Origin of the sequence: Sphingomonas sp. NCPPB 2930 (assembly GCF_042867205.1) — a bacterium.
Taxonomy (GTDB): Bacteria; Pseudomonadota; Alphaproteobacteria; order Sphingomonadales; family Sphingomonadaceae; genus Sphingomonas.
Window position 1 is genome coordinate 151,460 of sequence record NZ_JBHZQU010000002.1, and the last position, 17,216, is coordinate 168,675.

Genomic DNA, 17,216 nt, shown 5'->3' on the forward strand with positions numbered 1-17,216 from the left:
GGGTGTCGCCGCTCGCGATCCACTCCCTCGCTGGCGGTTACACCCCTCCGTCAGGCGTTCGGCCTGCCACCTCCCCTTGCAGGGGAGGAGGAGAGGGCGGCTTCACCCTGATCGAGATCATGGTCGCGCTGGCGGTGTTCAGCCTGGCGGCGATGGCGATCGTCCGGCTGGAGAGTGCGACGATCCGGGGTGCCTCGATCCTCGACGAAACGCTGGTCGCGCAGATGGTCGCGCGCAACATCGCGATCGCCGCCGTCACGGACCCGCAAGCGCCCGCGCTCGGCCGGACGTCGGGGGCGGAAGTAAATGGCGGGCGCAGCTGGAAATGGACGCGGATCGTCAGCGGTACGGGCGATGTGCGCGTGGTGCGGATCGATGTCGCGGTGACCAATGGCGCGGGAAGCGTCGTGGGCCGGATGACGATGGTCCGCCCGCCATGGCCCGCGCCGCCGGTCGGGGTGGTGACGTCGTGATGGTCGTCTCGGCCGACCCCGCCGAAGGCCGGAATGGAGGGGAAACCAACGGCTTCACCCTGGTCGAGGTCATGGTGGCGCTGCTCGTCTTCTCGATGCTGGCCGCCGCCGCCGTGGCGATCCTGTCGCTGAGCGTGCGGACCCAGGCGGTCACGGGGCAGAAGCTGGACGCGATGGCAGCGGTCAGTCGGACGACCGCGATCCTGTCCGCCGACCTGGCCCAGGCAGTCGACCGACCGACCCGCGACGAGGGTGCGGTGCTGACCCCCGCGATGGTCGCCGGGCCCGATGCGATGCGGCTGGTCCGCGCCGGGTGGAGCAACCTGGACGGTGCGCAGCGCCCGTCCTTGCAAAAGGTCGCTTACCGCCTGAACGGCGATGTGCTGGAGCGGGTGGCGTGGCCGCTGCTCGACGGGGCCGCCCCGATGGAGCCCGCCGCGCTGATGGACCATGTCCGCGAACTGCACCTGCGCTATCGCTTCAACGGCGCATGGCTCGACCAGTGGCAGGGGCAGCCCGGCATCGCCCTGCCGCAGGCGGCCGAGGTGACGATCGTGCGCGACGACGGCCTGATCTTTCGCCAGCTGTTCCTGGTCGGCACCGGCTATATCGGCGACGCTGCGGCGGCTCCGGCGCCTACCCCCACACCGACGCCTGCACCGACGCCCAATGGCTAGGCGGCCGCCCCCCTCCGGCGAGCGCGGCGCGGCGTTGCTCACCGTGCTGATCCTGGTCGCGGTGATCGCGGTCATGGCCGCGACCGCGCTGGAAAAGCTGCGTCTGTCGACCCGGCTGGGCGGCAATGCGGTCGCGATCGAGCAGGCGCGCGGCTTTGCCTATGCGGCCGAGGCACTGGCGATCATCCGCATCGGCGATCTGCTCCAGCGGTCGCAGGGGCGGGTGTCGCTGCTCGGCGGGTGGAGCGACCGGCCCTTCGCGCTGCCGCTGGGCGATGTCGCGGGCGGGGCGATTGCGACCGCGCGCGTCACCGATGGCGGGAACTGCTTCAACCTCAACGGGCTGGCACAGCGCGCGCCCGGCCAGCCCGGCGTGCTGATCGGCAATGCCGTCGAGACGGCGCATTTCGCCAAGCTGATGCGGCTGATCGGCGTGCCGGGGCAGGTGGCCGAACAGGTCGCGGCCGCCACCGCCGACTGGATCGACAGCGACCAGAACCCGCAAGGCGGCGGGGCGGAGGATGCGCTCTATCTGAGCCGCGATCCGCCTTACCGGACCGGCGGCACGCTGATGGCCGATGTCAGCGAGATGCGGATGGTCAACGGCGTCACGCCCGAACTCTATGCCCGGCTGCGACCTTGGCTGTGCACGCTGCCCGATGCCAGCCCGACCATGGTCAATATCAACACGCTGGCCCCCGAACAGGCGCCGCTGGTGGCGATGGCGCAGGTCGATACGATTTCGCCCGGTGCCATCGCCCAGGCCCTTTTGCGCCGCCCGCCGCAAGGCTATGCGGACGCGAGTGCCTTTTGGGCGCAGGTGCCGGGGGCGACGGGCGCGGGGGGCGTGGCGGTGACGACCCGCTGGTTCGCCCTGCGCATCGACGTGACGCTGGGCGGCGTGGCGGTGCAGGAGCGCGCGCTGGTCGATGCCAGGCGGGTGCCGCCGCAACTGGTGGCGCGGATATGGGGGGAAGAGTGATGAGTGCGACCAACCTCCTGTTCCTGCCGCCGGGCGAGGGCGGCGACTATCGCTGGATGCGGATCGAGGATGCGCGCGTCGCGGCGGCGGGCGAGGGCCTGCCGCAGGGCGATGGCGAGGTGATCGCGGTCGCGCCCGCCGATGCGGTGTCGCTCCACTGGGCCGAGATCCCCGCCCGCTCGACCGCGCAGGCCGCCGCCGCCGCACGGCTGCTGGCCGCCGAGGTCAGCGCCGCGCCGATGGACGAGCTGCATGTCGCGGTGGGCGAGGATGACGCGGGCAGCCGGGCCATCGGCATCGTCAATCGTGGCGCGATGGCGGGCTGGCTCAATCGGCTGGCGGGGATGGGCGTCGATCCGGTGGCGGTGGTGCCCGCGCCACTCCTGCTGCCGCGCCCCGACCAGGGCTATGTGCGGGGCAGCCTTGCCGGGCAGGGGGTGGTGCGCGGACGCGCCTCGGGCTTTGCCGACGAGCCCGGCTTTACCGAGATCGTGACGGGCGACGATCCGCTGGCCGATCTGGATGCCGACACGCTGGCAGACATGCTGGGCGCGGCGGCGGCGACGCCCGCGCTCGACCTGCGGCAGGGGCCGTTCGCGCGGCGCCGGTCCTTCGCGATCGACTGGCGGCTGGTGCGGCGGCTCGGCTGGCTTGGGCTGGCGATCGTCGCGGTGACGCTGGCGATCGATCTGGTGCGCTGGACCAAATACAGCTTCGCCGCCGACGCGACCGAGGCCAGGATCGAGCAGGTCGCGCGCACCGCATTGCCGCGCGGGGAAACGCTGGTCGATGCCGATCGCCAACTGGCCGAGCGGCTGTCGGCGGTGCGCGGGCCGGGCCAGGGGTTCAGCCGGACGGCGGCGGCGGTCTTCTCGGCGGTGCGCGGCGTGCCCGGCTCCGAGCTGACCGCGATGGATTTCCAGCCGAGCGGCGACATAAGGCTGGGCGTGGCGGTCGACCGCGAGGCGCTGGCTACCGACCTGAAGCGCGCGATCGAGGCGCAGGGCTTCACCGTCCAGGCGAGCACCTTCGTCGCGGCGGGCGGGCGGATCACGGGAGAATTCACGGTGCGCGGACGATGACCTCGCTCAAGCTCTGGTTCGAGGGCCGCTCGACCCGCGAGAAGCGGTTGTTGCTGGTCATGGCCGCGCTGATGGTCGTCACGCTCCTTTGGGGCGGCATCCTGCGTCCGCTGGGCGATGGCCTGTCTGGCGCGCGTGAGCGCCATGCCGATGCGGTGATCCGGCTGGGCGAGGCGCAGGCCATCGCCGACGAACTGCGCCAGCGCCGCCGCCGCCCCGCGCTATCGGGGACGCTGGCCGACACCATCCGCCTGTCGGCCGAGCAGGCGGGCTTCACCCTGTCCGGCCTGACCGAGGACGGCCCCGGCCGGGTGCGCGCGCAGATCGCCTCGGCACGCGCCGCCGCGCTGACCCCCTGGCTGGCGCGGCTGGAGCGCGGCGGGGTGCTGGTCGAGCAGGCGACGCTGACCGACAATGGCGACCGGACGCTGGGCGTCGCGCTCGTCCTGCGCGCGCGGGTGTCGTGATGCGGTTGCGGCTCGCCACCCGTCCGCCGGTGCTGTTCGCCGCGATGCTGGTCGTGGCGCTGATCGTCTTCCTGCCGATGCGGCTGGCGCTGGGGGCCACGGGGCTGGCCGATCAGGGGTTGAGCGCGCGGCGGGTCGGCGGGACGATCTGGGGCGGCAGCATGCTGGAGGCGCGGTTCGGCGACGTGGCGCTGGGCGACCTGCGCGTGTCGCTGTCGCCGCTAGCGCTGTTGGTCGGGCGGGCGAAGCTGGCGTTCGAGGGGGCGGGGGCCGATGGGCGTCCGATCCTGGGCGCCGCGACGATCAGCCGCCATGCGATGGGGATTGACGGCGTGACCGCCAGCCTGCCTGCCGCCACGCTTTTCGCGCCGCTGCCCGTCACGACGCTGGCGCTGGAGGAGGTGACCGTGCGGTTCCGCGACGGGGTGTGCGAGGAAGCGGGCGGGCGCGTGCGGGCGACCGTTGCGGGCGAGGCGGGGGGCCTGCCGCTGCCGCCGGTGATGACGGGCAATGCCCGGTGCGAGGCGGGGGCGCTGCTGCTGCCGATGACGGGACAGGGGGGAAGCGAGGCGGTGAACCTGCGCATCCGCCCCGATGGCCGCTATACCGCCGACCTGGTCCTGACGCCGGGCGACCCGGCGGCGGCGGCGCGGCTGGAGCAGCTGGGCTTCGTCGCCGGATCGGGCGGCGGATACCGGCTTTCCGCGCAGGGGCGTTTTTGACGGAGAGGTAATTTTTGACGGGGACGGTTTTGGGCGCTTGACGAGACCGGGTGATCCCGTTTAGGGGCGCAAGCCTTCGCGGCGACCGTAGTTCAATTGGTTAGAGCGCCGGCTTGTGATGCCGGAAGTTGCGGGTTCAAGTCCCGTCGGTCGCCCCATTCTTTCCGGCCACTCGCTGGCCACGGCACCGGCCCCTTTCAGGCCCGTGTCCCCCCAATATCCTCGCCGATCTGGGTGGCCGGGTCAGAAGCCTCGGTCCGGTACCGCTTTAGTCGGACCGAAGGACGAGCATGACGAACTGGGGCTTTCCCGATTTCGACGCGCATGAAGGCGTGCATCTGTTCACCGATCCCGCATCGGGGTTGCAGGCGGTCATCGCGGTGCATTCCACCCATCTGGGCCCGGCGGCGGGCGGTGCGCGCTTCTGGCACTATGCCACGCCCGCGCTCGCCATCACCGACGCGCTGCGCCTGTCGCGCGGCATGAGCTACAAGAATGCGATGGCCGGCCTTGCGCTGGGCGGCGGCAAGGGCGTGGTCCTGGCGGCCAAGCCGGGCGACGTCATCACCACCGCACAGCTCGAGGCATTCGGCCGCGCGGTCGAATCGCTGGGCGGCCGTTACGTCACCGCCGAGGATGTCGGCATGTCGGAAGAGCGGATGAAGGTCATCGCGACCCAGACCCGCTATGTCTCCGGCCTGCCGGTCGCGAGCGGCGCGGCGGGCGGCGATCCCGGCCCCTACACCGCGCACGGCGTCTATCTGGGCGTCAAGGCGGCCGCCGCGCGCGGGCTGGGCGCGACCGACATGAAGGGCGTGCGCGTCGCGATCCAGGGCGTCGGCTCGGTCGGCGGCGGTCTGGCCAAGCTGTTGGCCAAGGACGGCGCGGTGCTGACCATCGCCGACGTCGACCAGGCGCGCGCGGAAGCGATGGCGGCGGAACTGGGCGCCAGCGTCGCCCCGGCCGACGAGATCCTGTTCGCCGATGTCGATCTGGTCAGCCCCAATGCGCTGGGCGCGGTGCTGACCGCCGATTCGATCCAGCGGCTGAAGGCCAAGGTCGTCGCGGGCGGTGCCAACAACCAGCTGGCGACCCGCGAGGACGGCGCGCGCGTGGCGGAAGCGGGCATCCTCTATGCCCCCGATTACGTCATCAACGCGGGCGGCATCATCAATGTCGGTCTGGAATATCTGGGCCAGGGCGACGAGGCCGAGGTCATGGCGCGCATCGCCAAGATCCCCGAGCGTCTGGAACAGGTGTGGCAGCGCTCGGCCGAGACGGGCCATCCCGCCTCGGACGTGGCGGACGAGATCGCGCAGGGCCTGATCGGCCGCTGACTTTAATTCCTCCCCTGTAAGGGGAGGTGGCAGTCCGAAGGACTGACGGAGGGGTGTCCCCATCAGCGGCGACACCCCTCCACCACCGCTTCGCGGTGGTCCCCCTCCCCTTGCAGGGGAGGAAGAGTTGATCACACCCATCGAAATTCCCACACGCGAAACCCGGTTGACGAACCGTCGCCTCGCGCCCATTTGCCAATCGGACCAAATCCATCCGATTGGAGATCATGCGCCTTTCCAGCCTAGCCGATTATGCGGTCGTGATGATGACCGCCGCCGCGCGCGAGGGTGCCGGCGGGCGGAGCAATGCGACCCTGCTGGCCGGGCAGACGGGCGTGCCGCTGCCCACCGCGCAGAAGCTGGTCAGCCGTCTGGCCACCGCCGGGCTGATCGAGAGCACGCGCGGCACCGGCGGCGGCATCCGCCTGGCGCGCGACGCGGATGCGATCAGCCTGGCCGATATCGTCGAGGCGGTGGACGGCCCGATCGCGCTGACCGCGTGCGTCGAGGGCGCCGCGCATGAATGCGGCCTGGAAATGCAATGTCGCGTCCGGCCACATTGGCATGTCGTCAATCAGGCGGTACGCGCCGCCTTTTCCGGGGTGACGCTCGCGACGCTCGCCGCCGATCCTGTTGAATCGCAAGTGATGGACGCTTCTCCGCGTCCGGGGGTATTCGCCTGATGGCCACGAAGAATGCAGAGGCGCTCGCCGCCGCCAACAAGAAATATGAGTGGGGCTTCGCCACCGAGATCGAGCAGGACTTCGCGCCCAAGGGGCTGAGCGAGGATACGGTCCGCTATATCTCGGCCAAGAAGGGCGAACCCGAATGGATGCTCGACTGGCGGCTGAAGGCGTTCCGCCTGTGGCAAACGCTGGAGACGCCCGACTGGGCCAAGCTGAACATCCCGCCGATCGACTATCAGGACGCGTATTATTACGCGGAGCCGAAGCAGAAGAAGACGATCGCGTCGCTGGATGAGCTCGATCCGGAAATTCGGCGGACTTACGAAAAGCTGGGCATCCCGATCGCCGAGCAGGAAGTGCTGGCGGGCGTCGAGGGCGCGCGTAAGGTCGCGGTGGACGCGGTGTTCGACAGCGTCTCGGTCGCGACCACCTTCCGCAAGGAGCTGGAAGCGGCGGGTGTCATCTTCCGCTCGATCTCCGAGGCGATCCGCGAATATCCCGAGCTGGTGAAGAAGTGGCTGGGCAAGGTCGTGCCGCAGCGCGATAATTATTTCGCGACGCTCAACTCGGCGGTCTTCTCCGACGGCACCTTCGTCTACATCCCCGAGGGCGTCCGTTGCCCGATGGAGCTGTCGACCTATTTCCGCATCAACGCGGAGAATACCGGCCAGTTCGAGCGCACGCTGATCGTCGCGGACAAGGGGGCCTATGTCTCCTATCTCGAAGGCTGCACCGCGCCGATGCGCGACGAGAACCAGCTTCACGCGGCGGTGGTCGAGCTGGTCGCACTGGACGATGCCGAGATCAAATATTCGACCGTCCAGAACTGGTATCCGGGCGACGAGAATGGCGTCGGCGGCATCTACAACTTCGTCACCAAGCGTGCGCTGTGCCAGGGCAAGAACAGCAAGGTGTCGTGGACGCAGGTCGAGACCGGTTCGGCGGTGACGTGGAAATACCCGTCCTGCGTGCTGGCGGGCGACGGTTCGGTGGGCGAGTTCTACTCGGTCGCGGTGACGAACAACCGCCAGCAGGCCGATACCGGCACCAAGATGATCCATCTGGGCAAGAACACGCGGTCTACCATCGTGTCGAAGGGGATTTCGGCCGGGCGCTCGGACAACACCTATCGCGGCCTCGTCCGCGTGGCGGCGACCGCCGAGAATGTCCGCAACTTCACCCAGTGCGACAGCCTGTTGCTGGGCGACCAGTGCGGTGCGCACACCGTGCCGTACATCGAGGTGAAGAACCCCAGCGCGCAGATCGAGCATGAGGCGACGACCAGCAAGATCAGCGAGGACCAGCTCTTCTACGCGATGAGCCGTGGGTTGGATCAGGAAGCGGCAGTCGCGCTGATCGTCAACGGCTTTGCGCGCGAGGTGCTGCAACAGCTCCCGATGGAGTTCGCGGTCGAGGCGCAGAAGCTGTTGGGGATTTCGCTGGAAGGGTCGGTCGGGTGAGACTGACGTCGCGCGACGATGCCCGACGCCTCGACACCCCTCCCCTTCAGGGGAGGGGCCGGGGGTGGGGCGTGTCCGCGCGGGTCATCGACCGTTTGTCGAGCCACGCGCGCCACATGCGTCGCGAACCGACCGAACCCGAAAAGCGGCTCTGGGCGCATTTGTCCCGGTCGCAACTGGGCGGCTTCAAGTTCCGGCGTCAGGCGGTGGTCGGCACCTACATTGCGGACTTCCTCTGCCCGGCGACCGGCCTGATCGTCGAGGTCGATGGCGATACGCATGCCGATGCGCGGCGGGATAACCGGCGCGATGCGGCGCTGGCGGAATTGGGTTTTAGGGTCGTTCGCATCGGCAACACCGATGTGATGCACAATATCGAGGGTGTTTTGGCGCACCTGCTCGGCACGCTTCAAGCGATGCCCGCGCGGCGGACGCCCCACCCCAACCCCTCCCCTGAAGGGGAGGGGCTGACAGGGATATGACTATGCTGAAAATTGAAAACCTCCACGCCGAGATTGACGGCAAGCCGATCCTCAAGGGCCTGACGCTCGAGGTGAATGCGGGCGAAGTCCACGCGATCATGGGCCCCAATGGCGCGGGCAAGTCGACGCTCGGCTATGTGCTGGGCGGGCGTCCGGGGTACGAAGTGACCCAGGGTTCGGTGACGTTCGACGGCGTCGACCTGCTCGAGCTGGAGCCGAACGAGCGCGCCGCCGCCGGGCTGTTCCTGGGCTTCCAATATCCGGTCGAGATTCCCGGCGTGTCCAACGTCCAGTTCCTGCGCGAAAGCCTGAACGCCCAGCGCGGGCAGCGCGACGAGAAGCCGCTGTCGGGCGGCGAGTTCCTGAAGCTTGCCCGCGCGCAGGCCGATGGGCTGGGGTTGAACCAGGACATGCTCAAGCGTCCGGTCAATGTCGGCTTCTCGGGCGGTGAGAAGAAGCGCAACGAGATGGTCCAGATGGGCATCCTGAACCCCAAGTTCGCAATCCTCGATGAGACGGACTCCGGCCTCGACATCGACGCGCTGCGCATCGTCGGTGACGGCATCAACCGGATCATGCGCGCGCCCGACAAGGCGGTACTGCTGATCACCCATTATCAGCGGCTGCTCGACTATGTGCAGCCCGACCGGGTGCATGTGCTGGCCGATGGCCGCATCGTGCGCTCGGGCGGCCCCGAACTCGCGCTCGAACTGGAGCGTGAGGGCTATGCGGGCGTCGAGGGAGCGGCGGCGTGACCACCACGCTGGAACTCCCCTCGACGCGCGAAGAGGCGTGGCGCTGGGCCGATATCGACGCGCTGCGCCGCGCGGCGGAGAGCGAGCGGGCGGCGCCGGCCGCGGGGGCGGATCGCTTCCTCGATCTGCCGGGCGCGCGGTTGCTGTTCGTCGACGGGGTGCTGGATGAAAGCGCCAGCAGCCTTGGCCCGGTTCAGCTGACCCAGATCGACGCGAGCGACCATCCGCTGGGGCGGCAGGCTCTGGGCCGTGGCTGGTCGCTGCGGCTGGAGGGCGACGCGGTCGCGGAGCCCGTGCAGATCGTCCATGTCGCCAGCGGCGCGGCCAATCATCTGCCCGCCGAGATCGTGCTGGCCGAGGATGCGGCGGCGCAGGTCTATGAGACCTATATCGGGCGCGGCTGGACCAACCGGCTGACGCGGCTGAAGCTCGCCGCATCGGCGCGGCTGATGCGCGCGGTGCGGTTGTTGCAGGACGACGGCTTCGTGTCGCTTCGTGAGGAAGCCGAGCTGGGCGAGGGCGCGAGCCTGACCGCGACCTTCCTGGCGGCGGGCAATATGGGCGCGCGCATCGATGGCGGGATCACCCAGACCGGCGACGGGGCCTATGCCGAGTTCGGGGGCGCGCTGCTGACCCGGGGCGAGTTGAAGCAGGAGTGCGCGGTGTCGCTGCGCCATGCCGCGCTGAACGGCCAGAGCCACCAGTTGTGGCGGGCGGTCGCCGCCGATCGCAGCCAGGCGAGCCTTGCCGCGCGGGTCGAAGTGGCGCGCGATGCGCAGAAGACCGATGGCGAACAGTCGCTTCGCGGCCTGCTGCTCCAGCGGACCGCGACGGTGAACCTGAAGCCCGAACTGGAGATCTTCGCTGACGACGTGAAGTGCGCGCATGGCGCGACCGTGGGCGAACTCGATGCCAAGGCGCTGTTCTATATGCAGAGCCGCGGCATTCCCAAGCCGCGAGCACAGGCGCTGCTGACGCGGGCCTTCGTGGCGGATGCGATCGATCGTATCGGCAATGAGGTGGTGCGCGAGGCCTTTGCGGCGGACGCAGATGCTTGGCTGGAGGCGGCGCTTTGACGAGCGCCGCGCCTCTCGACCGGGTGGCGGATTTCCCTGCCATCCCGGACGGCTGGGCCTATCTCGACACCGCTGCGACCGCACAGAAGCCGCAAGTGGTGATCGACGCGATCACCCGCGCCTATGACACCAGCTATGCCACCGTGCATCGCGGCGTCTATCAGCGTTCGGCCGACATGACACTCGCCTATGAAGCCGCGCGCGAAGCGACCGCGCGGTTCATCGGCGCGGGGTCGCCGAACGAGATTGTCTTCACGCGCGGCGCGACCGAGGGGATCAACCTCGTCGCGCAATGCTGGGCCGCGACCCAGTTGAAGGCGGGTGACCGCATCCTGTTGTCGATGCTGGAGCATCACTCCAACATCGTGCCGTGGCAGATGGTCGCCGAGCGGCTGGGCGTCGCGATCGACGTGTTGCCGCTGACGGCGGATCACCGCATCGATCTGGACGCGATGGAGCGGATGCTGACCCCGGCGCATAAGCTGGTGGCGCTGGGCCATGTGTCGAACGTACTGGGATCGGTTCTCGACGGGCGTCGTGCGGCCGACCTGGCACATGGCGTGGGCGCGAAGATCCTGCTCGATGGGTGCCAGGCGGTGCCGCGCATCGCGGTCGACGTGAAGGCGCTCGACTGCGACTTCTACGTTTTCTCGGGCCACAAGCTCTATGGTCCGACCGGCATCGGCGTGCTGTGGGCGCGGCCCGAACTGCTCGACGCAATGCCGCCTTATCAGGGTGGCGGATCGATGATCGACCGGGTCAGCTTCGAGAAGACCACCTATGCCCCGCCGCCCGGCCGGTTCGAGGCGGGGACGCCGCATATCGTCGGGGCGCTGGGGCTTCATGCCGCGATCGACTATGTGTCGGCCATCGGGCTGGACGCGATCCATGCGCATGAGGCCGCCCTGGTCGCGCAGGCGCGCGAGGGGCTTTCGGCGATCAACTCGGTGCGGCTGCTGGGGCCTGAGGACTCTGCCGGAATCGTCAGTTTCGCGGTCGAGGGGGTTCATCCCCACGACATCGGCACCATATTGGACGAGAGCCGGGTGGCGATCCGCGCGGGCCATCATTGCGCCCAGCCCTTGATGGAGGCGCTAGGCCTGCCCGCCACCGCGCGGGCGAGTTTCGGCGTGTATAACGGACCCGATGACGTCGCGGCGCTGGTGGATGGCGTCCGGCGGGTCACGAGGATTTTCGGATGAGCAGTTTCAAGATCGAAGAGGTCGAAAGCGTCGAGCAGCCGCCCAAGGCGCGCGTGCAGGACGTGGTCGAGGCACCGGCCGAGCGGCAGCGCGACTATCTGTCGGGCTTCCTTTCGCAAAAGCCGACCGCCGACGATCCGACCCAGCCGGGCGGCGCGCTGTATGACGGGATCATCGACGCGCTGAAGGAAATCTACGACCCCGAAATTCCGGTCAATATCTATGACCTGGGGCTGATCTACGGCGTCGAGGTGACCGAGGGCGGCCATGCGGTCGTCACCATGACGCTGACCACCCCGCATTGCCCGGTCGCGGAGTCGATGCCGGGCGAGGTCGAACTGCGCGTCTCGGCGGTGCCGGGGATCGCGACCGCCGACGTGAACCTGATCTGGGATCCGCCCTGGGACCCGCAGAAGATGTCGGACGACGCCAAGCTCGAACTGGGGATGCTCTGACCATGGCGACCACACTCCGCCCGCGTCCCGCCGCGCTGAACCTGACGCCCTCGGCCGAGGCGCGCATCGCCGACCTGATGGCGCGTGCGCCGGATGGGGCGATCGGGGTCAAGCTGTCGACGCCGCGCCGGGGCTGTTCGGGCCTGGCCTATTCGGTGGATTACGTCACCGAGGCGAAGGCGTTTGACGAGAAGATCGATACGCCGGGCGGCACGCTCTATGTCGATGGCGGATCGATCCTGTATCTGATCGGATCGACCATGGACTGGGTCGAGGACGACTTCACCGCCGGGTTCGTGTTCCAGAATCCGAACGCCAAGGGCGCGTGCGGGTGCGGGGAGAGCTTCACGGTTTGAGGGGAGGGGCACCCGACCGCCGTTCGCACTGAGCGACGTCGAAGTGCACGTCCAGACATGTGATCTTGGCCAAGTGAATCCCGTGGCCTTCGACTTCGCTCAGGCTGAACGGGGGTTGGGAAGGGGGCGCCTTCCGACAGGCCGTTCCCCGGCGAAGGCCGGGGCCCAGTTCTATTCGTTCGAGATGGTGGAATGTCTCCGCGTGGGAGGCAAATTTCCGTGCCTCCGGCAACGCACCGCAACTGGACCCCGGCCTTCGCCGGGGAACAGGTGGGATCAGACCCGGTGTTCGAGCTTCAGGCTGGCGCCGTCCCATTCCACCGCCAGGTCACGATAGTCCGTCACCATCGCATGGGCGGTGTCCATCGCCCCCCGATGCGTCTCGGTAATCACCACCACCGTCATCCCCGCCGCCTCGGCCGCCGCGATCCCGGCCGGGGCATCCTCGAACGCCAGACAGTCCTGCGGCGCGATCCCCAGCTTCTTCGCGCCCAGCAGGAAGCCATCGGGGGCGGGTTTGCTCCGCTCGGCATCCTCGGCCGTCACGAACACGCCCGGTAGCGGCAGCCCCGCCGCCTTCAGCCGCACCTCGGCCAGCCTTTTGGGTGCCGAGGTCACGATCGCCCAGCGATCCGGCGGCAGCACCGCCAGAAAGGCTGCCGCGCCTGCGATCGGCACGATGTCATCCAGGTCGAGCATCTCCGCCTCGGTCAGCGCATGCGCCTCCGCCACCGGATCGACGCCGGGCAGGTTGAGCCGCCGGATCGTCTCGACCGACTGGACGCCGTGGATGGTCGGCAGGAACGTCGCCACGTCCAGCCCCTGCCGCGTCGCCCAGGCGCTCCAGGCGCGTTCGGCCGAGGCGATCGAACTCAGGATCGTCCCGTCCATGTCGAACAGGAAGCCGCCAAAGGCGCGGGTCGGCAGGGGCGTGGTCATGGTCGGCGGATCAGTTCGCCTGGAACACGCCGCAGGCGATCCGCCCGCCGCTATTGCCGCTGGGGTCGGTCTTCAGATCGTCGGCGGCGGCATGGATGACGATCGCCGAGCCGTCCGCGTCGAGCAGCCCGGCCATGGTCGCGCCCGGCAACACGATGCCCAGCGTGCCGCGTCCGTCGTTGCCGACCGTCATGTTGGGCATGTCGCCCTCATGCGGGCCCTGCGGGTTCAGGCTGCCATGCTGGCGCTGGGTGGGGTTCCAGTGGCCGCCCGCGCTGGTGAAGTCGGGCGCGTCGCAGCGGCCGACCGTATGGATATGGACCCCGTGCATCCCGGCTGGGACGTTCTCGGCATCGAGCGTGATCCGCAGGCCCCCCGCCACCTCGGTCGCGGTCGCGCGGCCCGCTGCCACACCGGCCCCGGTCTGGAGCGAGGCGGTCGCGCTGGCACCGCCGGGCGTCGGGGCGCCGGTTTCCACCTTGGCCTGGTCGCAACCCGCCAGGCCCAGGCCCAGCAGGGCGGCGGTCGTCAGCGCGAGATATTTCATGTCGGAGGCTCCCTGATCGAACGAAAAACGGATGTGCGCGCCGGTCCTTACCGGTCGATGTCGAGCGGCCAACGCATCACGGGTTCATAGGATGCGCCGCCATGCCCCAGCTCGCTTCGATACAGGACCAGATGCTCCATCATGAAGGGCGCGCTGGCAAGCCCGGCATGCGCGGCGCGCCATGCGCCGACCTCGGGCGCGGCCCCGGCGCTGCGTGGCATCCGGGCCAGCGTGATGTGCGGGCGATAGGCGCGGTGCTCGGGCGGCAGTCCGGCGCGGACACAGGCCTGGTCCACCTTGCGGTGCAGATGCGCCAGCGCGTCGTGCGGCGTCACATCGGCCCACAGCGTGTCGGCGCGCTCGCGCTTCTCGAAGGCGCCGACGCCCGCGATCCGGACGACGGGCGCGGGCGCATGGACCTGCGCCAGCATCGCCGCGACATCCTCGGCCACCGGACGATCGACCTCGCCGATGAAGCGCAAAGTCAGGTGGAGCTGGTCGTCGTCCTGCCACCGGGCATGGGGCACGCCGTCCATGGCGTCGGTCAGCAGGTCGCGAATGGCGCGGGGCGGGCGGAGGGCGACGAACAGGCGGAGCATGACAAAATGTTTCTATCGTACGCACGCATGAAACGGGAACCGCTTTGGCTTGAAAAGCGTCCCCGAGAGAGCGATATTTCCATCAACCGGCATATGGCCGGTCAAAGGAGCAATAGTTCACCATGGCAAACTGGTCTGATCCACGGCCGAGCGCCGCGCCGTTCGGAACCACCGCCACCACGGGCTCGACCGCCTATGACGCGGGTCTGCGTTCGTACATGCTGTCCGTTTACAACTACATGTCGTCGGGCGTGCTGCTGACGGGTATCGTCGCGCTGCTCTTCGCATGGGGCGGGCGCGACAGCATGGCCGCGCAGGTCTTCCTCAATGGCGGCGCGCTGCGCTACGTCATCATGTTCGCGCCGCTGGGCTTCGTCTTTGCGCTGAGCATGGGCCAGACGCGCATGAAGACCTCGACGATGCAGCTGCTCTTCTGGGCGTTCGCGGTCGTCATGGGCCTGTCGCTGTCGACCATCTTCCTGGTCTATAGCGGTTCGTCGATCGCGGGTGCGTTCTTCGCCACCGCGGCGGGTTTCGCGGCGCTGAGCCTCTATGGCTACACCACGAAGCGCGACCTGTCGGCGTTCGGCACCTTCCTGATCATCGGTCTGGTCGGTCTGATCGTCGCGAGCGTGATCAACATCTTCCTGCAGTCGGGCACAATGGGCCTGGTCATCAGCTTCGTCGGCGTCCTGCTGTTCGCGGGCCTGACCGCCTATGACACGCAGCGTACCAAGTCGCTCTATTATGAGGTGCGCGGCACGTCGATGCAGGACCGCGTGGTCATCATGTCGGCGCTGAGCCTGTATCTCGACTTCATCAACATGTTCATGTTCATCCTGCGTCTGACCGGTTCGAGCCGCGACTGACGTCTGGAAACAGGGCAAGTCCCATGGGGCCCGGCGGATCGTCCGCCGGGCCTTTTTCGTGAAAGGATGACGGCATGCGCCTGTCGATCGAAGTGTCGCTCGACTATACCGTGACCGACCCCGCCGACATCCTGTTGCAGATCGAGGCGGCGGCGATGCCCGACCAGCGGCTGGAGCATCAGGCGCTGACCATCTGGTCCGACCATGGCGTGACGGCAGTGCCCGGCGATGACGGGATCGGCCAGCGTTGCTGGGTCCGGGTCGATCATGCTCTGCGTGCGCGCTATGAAGCGGTGGTGGCGGTCGAGCGGCTGATGGTGCCGCTCGATGCCCTGCCCGCGACGCCCGCACGGGCGCTGGGCGGTGATCTGATCCCTTATCTGCTGCCCAGCCGTTATTGCGAATCCGACAAGCTGGAGGGGTTCGTGCGGCAACGCTTCGCCGGGCTGTCGGGCGGCGCGATGGCGGCGGCACTGGCCGAATGGGTGGCGACGCGGATGACCTATCGCTCGGGCAGTTCGCAGGGGGTGACGACCGCGCTCGACACCTTCGCGTCGCGAACCGGCGTGTGTCGCGATTATGCCCATCTGCTGGTCGCGCTGGCCCGTGCGGCGGAGATTCCGGCGCGCTGCGTCTCGGCCTATGCGCCGGGCGTCGATCCGCCCGATTTCCATGCGGTCGCCGAATTGTGGCTGGGCGATGCATGGCATCTGGTCGACGCGACCGGCATGGCGCGCGCGGACGAGATCGTCCGGGTCTGTGTGGGGCGCGATGCGACCGATATCGCCTTCATGACCGTGTTCGGCGAAGCCTGGCTTTGCGATCAACAGGTTAAGGTGCGCCGTCTGGACTGAGCACGGGCAGGAACGCTGTGCGTCATGGCTCGTTGATCCTGTCCAATCAGATGGGGAATTGCCATGAACGACAGCATCGACGATCGCGCGCTCGACAGCGTTTCCGTCGCGCCGGGCGGCGACCAGGCCGAGCAGGGCAACCGTCCGCGCCCGCCCGAGCAGGATGCGGGACAGGACCCCGACATCACCGGGAATCTGGCCAAGAACCCCGAGGATGTCGACGCCCAGCTCGACGAGAGCCTCGACGAATCGATGGATGCCAGCGATCCGCCCTCCAACACCCAGCCCGGCCGTGACGGCCCGGCGGAGTCGTCGGGCTACACCGAAGAGGAACGTTGAGGCGGTTCCGCGGTAAAGCCATGTCGGGGGCGACCGCGTCCCCGGCATCGCGCCCGTCGGCCGGGCAAGAGGCCCGCCGACCCTATGGCCGCGTGCGAAACGCCTATCCGCCGCGACGGGCCTAAAACATCCCCGGCATGCCTATTTGGAAGAATTCCGAACGTCATCCTGCACTTCGTCGCAATCAATGTTGCGGCGCGGCGAATTTCATGATGCTCTGTGCCCGGTCGTTCAGCGTTGCGTTAACCTAATGCGCGCATGATGATCGGGTTAGTTTCGATGGGCGGGGTGAGCACATGGGATCGAAGAACAGACCGGCCGAAGGCGCGATGACACTGGCCGAGATGAAGGAATTTGCAGGTTTCGCGGCGGCGACCCAGCGTTATATCCGCCGCTCGCTGGACATCGGGCTGGACCGCGAGGATGCGATGGCGCGCTGGTCGCGCGACGTGGTCGAGGCGGCGAGCATCCGGGCGCAGGCGCGGCTGTATCGCAACCTGCCCGAGATCCGGCACCATATCCCCGTCGACAGCGGGCTGGAGTCGCTCGAACCCTTCATGGCGCCGTTCGTGACGATCGCCGCCTTCGATCTGGGGCAGGGGCGGCTGACCAGCTTCTCGGCCTTCCGCTTCCTGTACGAACGGCTGGTCGGGGCCGAGGTCCGGCCCTGGCTGCCCGCGGTCTTCTGCTCGGCGGCGGCGCTGCCACATCTGCATCCCGAACTGCGGCGGCAACTGCTCCAGTCGATCAGCGAGGCGGCGGCGACCGCTTCGGGCTGGTCCAGCCGCCAGCCTGCCTTCTTCCCACATTGGGTGGAGAAGGTCGACACCAACGGCACGTCGCTGGCCAACTGAACC

General features: G+C 68.5%; 22 protein-coding genes and 1 tRNA gene. 20 read left to right on the plus strand and 3 right to left on the minus strand.

Going from position 1 to position 17,216, the window contains the following annotated elements; genetic code table 11:
• Window positions 1-17: 17 nt before the first annotated feature.
• The 16 genes from gspI (at window position 18) to ACFX59_RS04095 (ending at window position 12,212) form a co-directional block, all read left to right on the plus strand.
• The gene (gene gspI / locus ACFX59_RS04020; RefSeq protein ID WP_387430272.1) at window positions 18-473 is read left to right on the plus strand and encodes a type II secretion system minor pseudopilin GspI; all 456 of its coding nucleotides are present in this window, start codon (window positions 18-20) and stop codon (window positions 471-473) included.
• On the plus strand, window positions 437-1,150 hold the full coding sequence (gene gspJ, locus ACFX59_RS04025; protein WP_387429894.1) for a type II secretion system minor pseudopilin GspJ: 714 nt from the start codon (window positions 437-439) through the stop codon (window positions 1,148-1,150). Before gspI ends, gspJ begins: the two co-directional genes overlap by 37 nt.
• Window positions 1,143-2,132 carry a type II secretion system minor pseudopilin GspK gene (gene gspK / locus ACFX59_RS04030; protein WP_387429897.1) on the plus strand — a complete coding sequence of 330 codons (990 nt, stop codon included), beginning with the start codon at window positions 1,143-1,145 and terminating at the stop codon, window positions 2,130-2,132. The genes gspJ and gspK overlap by 8 nt, the downstream gene beginning before the upstream one ends.
• Window positions 2,132-3,214, plus strand: a complete 1,083-nt coding sequence (gspL, locus tag ACFX59_RS04035; protein WP_387429900.1) for a type II secretion system protein GspL — start codon at window positions 2,132-2,134, stop codon at window positions 3,212-3,214. The genes gspK and gspL overlap by 1 nt, the downstream gene beginning before the upstream one ends.
• Window positions 3,211-3,681, plus strand: coding sequence for a type II secretion system protein GspM (gene gspM / locus ACFX59_RS04040; RefSeq protein WP_387429903.1), 471 nt, complete (start codon window positions 3,211-3,213; stop codon window positions 3,679-3,681). The genes gspL and gspM overlap by 4 nt, the downstream gene beginning before the upstream one ends.
• Window positions 3,681-4,403, plus strand: coding sequence for a type II secretion system protein N (locus ACFX59_RS04045; RefSeq protein ID WP_387429906.1), 723 nt, complete (start codon window positions 3,681-3,683; stop codon window positions 4,401-4,403). The genes gspM and ACFX59_RS04045 overlap by 1 nt, the downstream gene beginning before the upstream one ends.
• 81 nt (window positions 4,404-4,484) lie before the next feature.
• Window positions 4,485-4,561, plus strand: a tRNA-His gene (locus ACFX59_RS04050).
• A 132-nt stretch (window positions 4,562-4,693) separates the two neighbouring features.
• Complete coding sequence (locus ACFX59_RS04055; RefSeq protein ID WP_387429909.1) at window positions 4,694-5,740, plus strand: Glu/Leu/Phe/Val dehydrogenase dimerization domain-containing protein; 1,047 nt, start codon at window positions 4,694-4,696, stop codon at window positions 5,738-5,740.
• A 227-nt stretch (window positions 5,741-5,967) separates the two neighbouring features.
• Window positions 5,968-6,423, plus strand: coding sequence for an SUF system Fe-S cluster assembly regulator (locus ACFX59_RS04060; protein WP_309698661.1), 456 nt, complete (start codon window positions 5,968-5,970; stop codon window positions 6,421-6,423).
• A complete protein-coding gene (gene sufB / locus ACFX59_RS04065; RefSeq protein WP_387429913.1) occupies window positions 6,423-7,886 on the plus strand; it encodes a Fe-S cluster assembly protein SufB in 1,464 nt (487 codons plus the stop codon). Before ACFX59_RS04060 ends, sufB begins: the two co-directional genes overlap by 1 nt.
• A 71-nt stretch (window positions 7,887-7,957) precedes the next feature.
• On the plus strand, window positions 7,958-8,368 hold the full coding sequence (locus ACFX59_RS04070; protein ID WP_387429916.1) for an endonuclease domain-containing protein: 411 nt from the start codon (window positions 7,958-7,960) through the stop codon (window positions 8,366-8,368).
• A gap of 2 nt (window positions 8,369-8,370) precedes the next feature.
• Complete coding sequence (gene sufC / locus ACFX59_RS04075; protein ID WP_387429919.1) at window positions 8,371-9,123, plus strand: Fe-S cluster assembly ATPase SufC; 753 nt, start codon at window positions 8,371-8,373, stop codon at window positions 9,121-9,123.
• Window positions 9,120-10,199 (plus strand): SufD family Fe-S cluster assembly protein, encoded by a 1,080-nt coding sequence (locus ACFX59_RS04080; protein ID WP_387429922.1) that lies wholly within the window; start codon window positions 9,120-9,122, stop codon window positions 10,197-10,199. Before sufC ends, ACFX59_RS04080 begins: the two co-directional genes overlap by 4 nt.
• Window positions 10,196-11,401, plus strand: a complete 1,206-nt coding sequence (locus ACFX59_RS04085; protein ID WP_387429924.1) for an aminotransferase class V-fold PLP-dependent enzyme — start codon at window positions 10,196-10,198, stop codon at window positions 11,399-11,401. The genes ACFX59_RS04080 and ACFX59_RS04085 overlap by 4 nt, the downstream gene beginning before the upstream one ends.
• Window positions 11,398-11,856, plus strand: coding sequence for an SUF system Fe-S cluster assembly protein (locus ACFX59_RS04090; protein WP_307103911.1), 459 nt, complete (start codon window positions 11,398-11,400; stop codon window positions 11,854-11,856). The genes ACFX59_RS04085 and ACFX59_RS04090 overlap by 4 nt, the downstream gene beginning before the upstream one ends.
• Before the next feature lie 2 nt (window positions 11,857-11,858).
• On the plus strand, window positions 11,859-12,212 hold the full coding sequence (locus ACFX59_RS04095) for a HesB/IscA family protein (protein ID WP_387429927.1): 354 nt from the start codon (window positions 11,859-11,861) through the stop codon (window positions 12,210-12,212).
• Between the two features lie 276 nt (window positions 12,213-12,488).
• On the opposite strand, the gene ACFX59_RS04100 is transcribed toward ACFX59_RS04095, so the two are convergent.
• From ACFX59_RS04100 to thpR, 3 genes are read right to left on the minus strand one after another with little or no spacing between them, the layout of a single operon-like run.
• Complete coding sequence (locus tag ACFX59_RS04100; protein ID WP_309693611.1) at window positions 12,489-13,151, minus strand: HAD-IA family hydrolase; 663 nt, start codon at window positions 13,149-13,151, stop codon at window positions 12,489-12,491.
• A 10-nt stretch (window positions 13,152-13,161) separates the two neighbouring features.
• A complete protein-coding gene (locus ACFX59_RS04105; RefSeq protein WP_307103917.1) occupies window positions 13,162-13,698 on the minus strand; it encodes a superoxide dismutase family protein in 537 nt (178 codons plus the stop codon).
• A 47-nt stretch (window positions 13,699-13,745) separates the two neighbouring features.
• A complete protein-coding gene (gene thpR, locus ACFX59_RS04110; protein ID WP_354294370.1) occupies window positions 13,746-14,297 on the minus strand; it encodes an RNA 2',3'-cyclic phosphodiesterase in 552 nt (183 codons plus the stop codon).
• A gap of 122 nt (window positions 14,298-14,419) precedes the next feature.
• Between thpR and ACFX59_RS04115 the strand changes: the two genes are divergently transcribed.
• From ACFX59_RS04115 to ACFX59_RS04130, 4 genes are all read left to right on the plus strand, one after another.
• Window positions 14,420-15,166, plus strand: a complete 747-nt coding sequence (locus ACFX59_RS04115; RefSeq protein ID WP_309693618.1) for a Bax inhibitor-1/YccA family protein — start codon at window positions 14,420-14,422, stop codon at window positions 15,164-15,166.
• A 74-nt stretch (window positions 15,167-15,240) separates the two neighbouring features.
• Window positions 15,241-16,020 (plus strand): transglutaminase family protein, encoded by a 780-nt coding sequence (locus tag ACFX59_RS04120; protein ID WP_387429931.1) that lies wholly within the window; start codon window positions 15,241-15,243, stop codon window positions 16,018-16,020.
• A 63-nt stretch (window positions 16,021-16,083) separates the two neighbouring features.
• Window positions 16,084-16,359 carry a hypothetical protein gene (locus ACFX59_RS04125; protein WP_309698642.1) on the plus strand — a complete coding sequence of 92 codons (276 nt, stop codon included), beginning with the start codon at window positions 16,084-16,086 and terminating at the stop codon, window positions 16,357-16,359.
• Window positions 16,360-16,655: 296 nt separating this feature from the next.
• Window positions 16,656-17,213: a hypothetical protein gene (locus ACFX59_RS04130; RefSeq protein WP_307103923.1), complete on the plus strand. Its 558-nt coding sequence runs from the start codon at window positions 16,656-16,658 to the stop codon at window positions 17,211-17,213.
• The last annotated feature ends 3 nt before the right edge of the window (window positions 17,214-17,216 follow it).

Excerpts from the sequence above, each read along its gene's own strand:
- gspJ (WP_387429894.1), top strand. The coding sequence starts at position 437 with ATGGCCCGCGCCGCCGGTCGGGGTGGTGACGTCGTGATGGTCGTCTCG.
- gspK (WP_387429897.1), top strand. The coding sequence starts at position 1,143 with ATGGCTAGGCGGCCGCCCCCCTCCGGCGAGCGCGGCGCGGCGTTGCTC.
- gspL (WP_387429900.1), top strand. The coding sequence starts at position 2,132 with ATGAGTGCGACCAACCTCCTGTTCCTGCCGCCGGGCGAGGGCGGCGAC.
- gspM (WP_387429903.1), top strand. The coding sequence starts at position 3,211 with ATGACCTCGCTCAAGCTCTGGTTCGAGGGCCGCTCGACCCGCGAGAAG.
- ACFX59_RS04045 (WP_387429906.1), top strand. The coding sequence starts at position 3,681 with ATGCGGTTGCGGCTCGCCACCCGTCCGCCGGTGCTGTTCGCCGCGATG.
- ACFX59_RS04055 (WP_387429909.1), top strand. The coding sequence starts at position 4,694 with ATGACGAACTGGGGCTTTCCCGATTTCGACGCGCATGAAGGCGTGCAT.
- ACFX59_RS04060 (WP_309698661.1), top strand. The coding sequence starts at position 5,968 with ATGCGCCTTTCCAGCCTAGCCGATTATGCGGTCGTGATGATGACCGCC.
- sufB (WP_387429913.1), top strand. The coding sequence starts at position 6,423 with ATGGCCACGAAGAATGCAGAGGCGCTCGCCGCCGCCAACAAGAAATAT.
- sufC (WP_387429919.1), top strand. The coding sequence starts at position 8,371 with ATGCTGAAAATTGAAAACCTCCACGCCGAGATTGACGGCAAGCCGATC.
- ACFX59_RS04090 (WP_307103911.1), top strand. The coding sequence starts at position 11,398 with ATGAGCAGTTTCAAGATCGAAGAGGTCGAAAGCGTCGAGCAGCCGCCC.
- ACFX59_RS04095 (WP_387429927.1), top strand. The coding sequence starts at position 11,859 with ATGGCGACCACACTCCGCCCGCGTCCCGCCGCGCTGAACCTGACGCCC.
- ACFX59_RS04100 (WP_309693611.1), bottom strand. The coding sequence starts at position 13,151 with ATGACCACGCCCCTGCCGACCCGCGCCTTTGGCGGCTTCCTGTTCGAC.
- ACFX59_RS04105 (WP_307103917.1), bottom strand. The coding sequence starts at position 13,698 with ATGAAATATCTCGCGCTGACGACCGCCGCCCTGCTGGGCCTGGGCCTG.
- thpR (WP_354294370.1), bottom strand. The coding sequence starts at position 14,297 with ATGCTCCGCCTGTTCGTCGCCCTCCGCCCGCCCCGCGCCATTCGCGAC.
- ACFX59_RS04115 (WP_309693618.1), top strand. The coding sequence starts at position 14,420 with ATGGCAAACTGGTCTGATCCACGGCCGAGCGCCGCGCCGTTCGGAACC.
- ACFX59_RS04120 (WP_387429931.1), top strand. The coding sequence starts at position 15,241 with ATGCGCCTGTCGATCGAAGTGTCGCTCGACTATACCGTGACCGACCCC.
- ACFX59_RS04125 (WP_309698642.1), top strand. The coding sequence starts at position 16,084 with ATGAACGACAGCATCGACGATCGCGCGCTCGACAGCGTTTCCGTCGCG.
- ACFX59_RS04130 (WP_307103923.1), top strand. The coding sequence starts at position 16,656 with ATGGGATCGAAGAACAGACCGGCCGAAGGCGCGATGACACTGGCCGAG.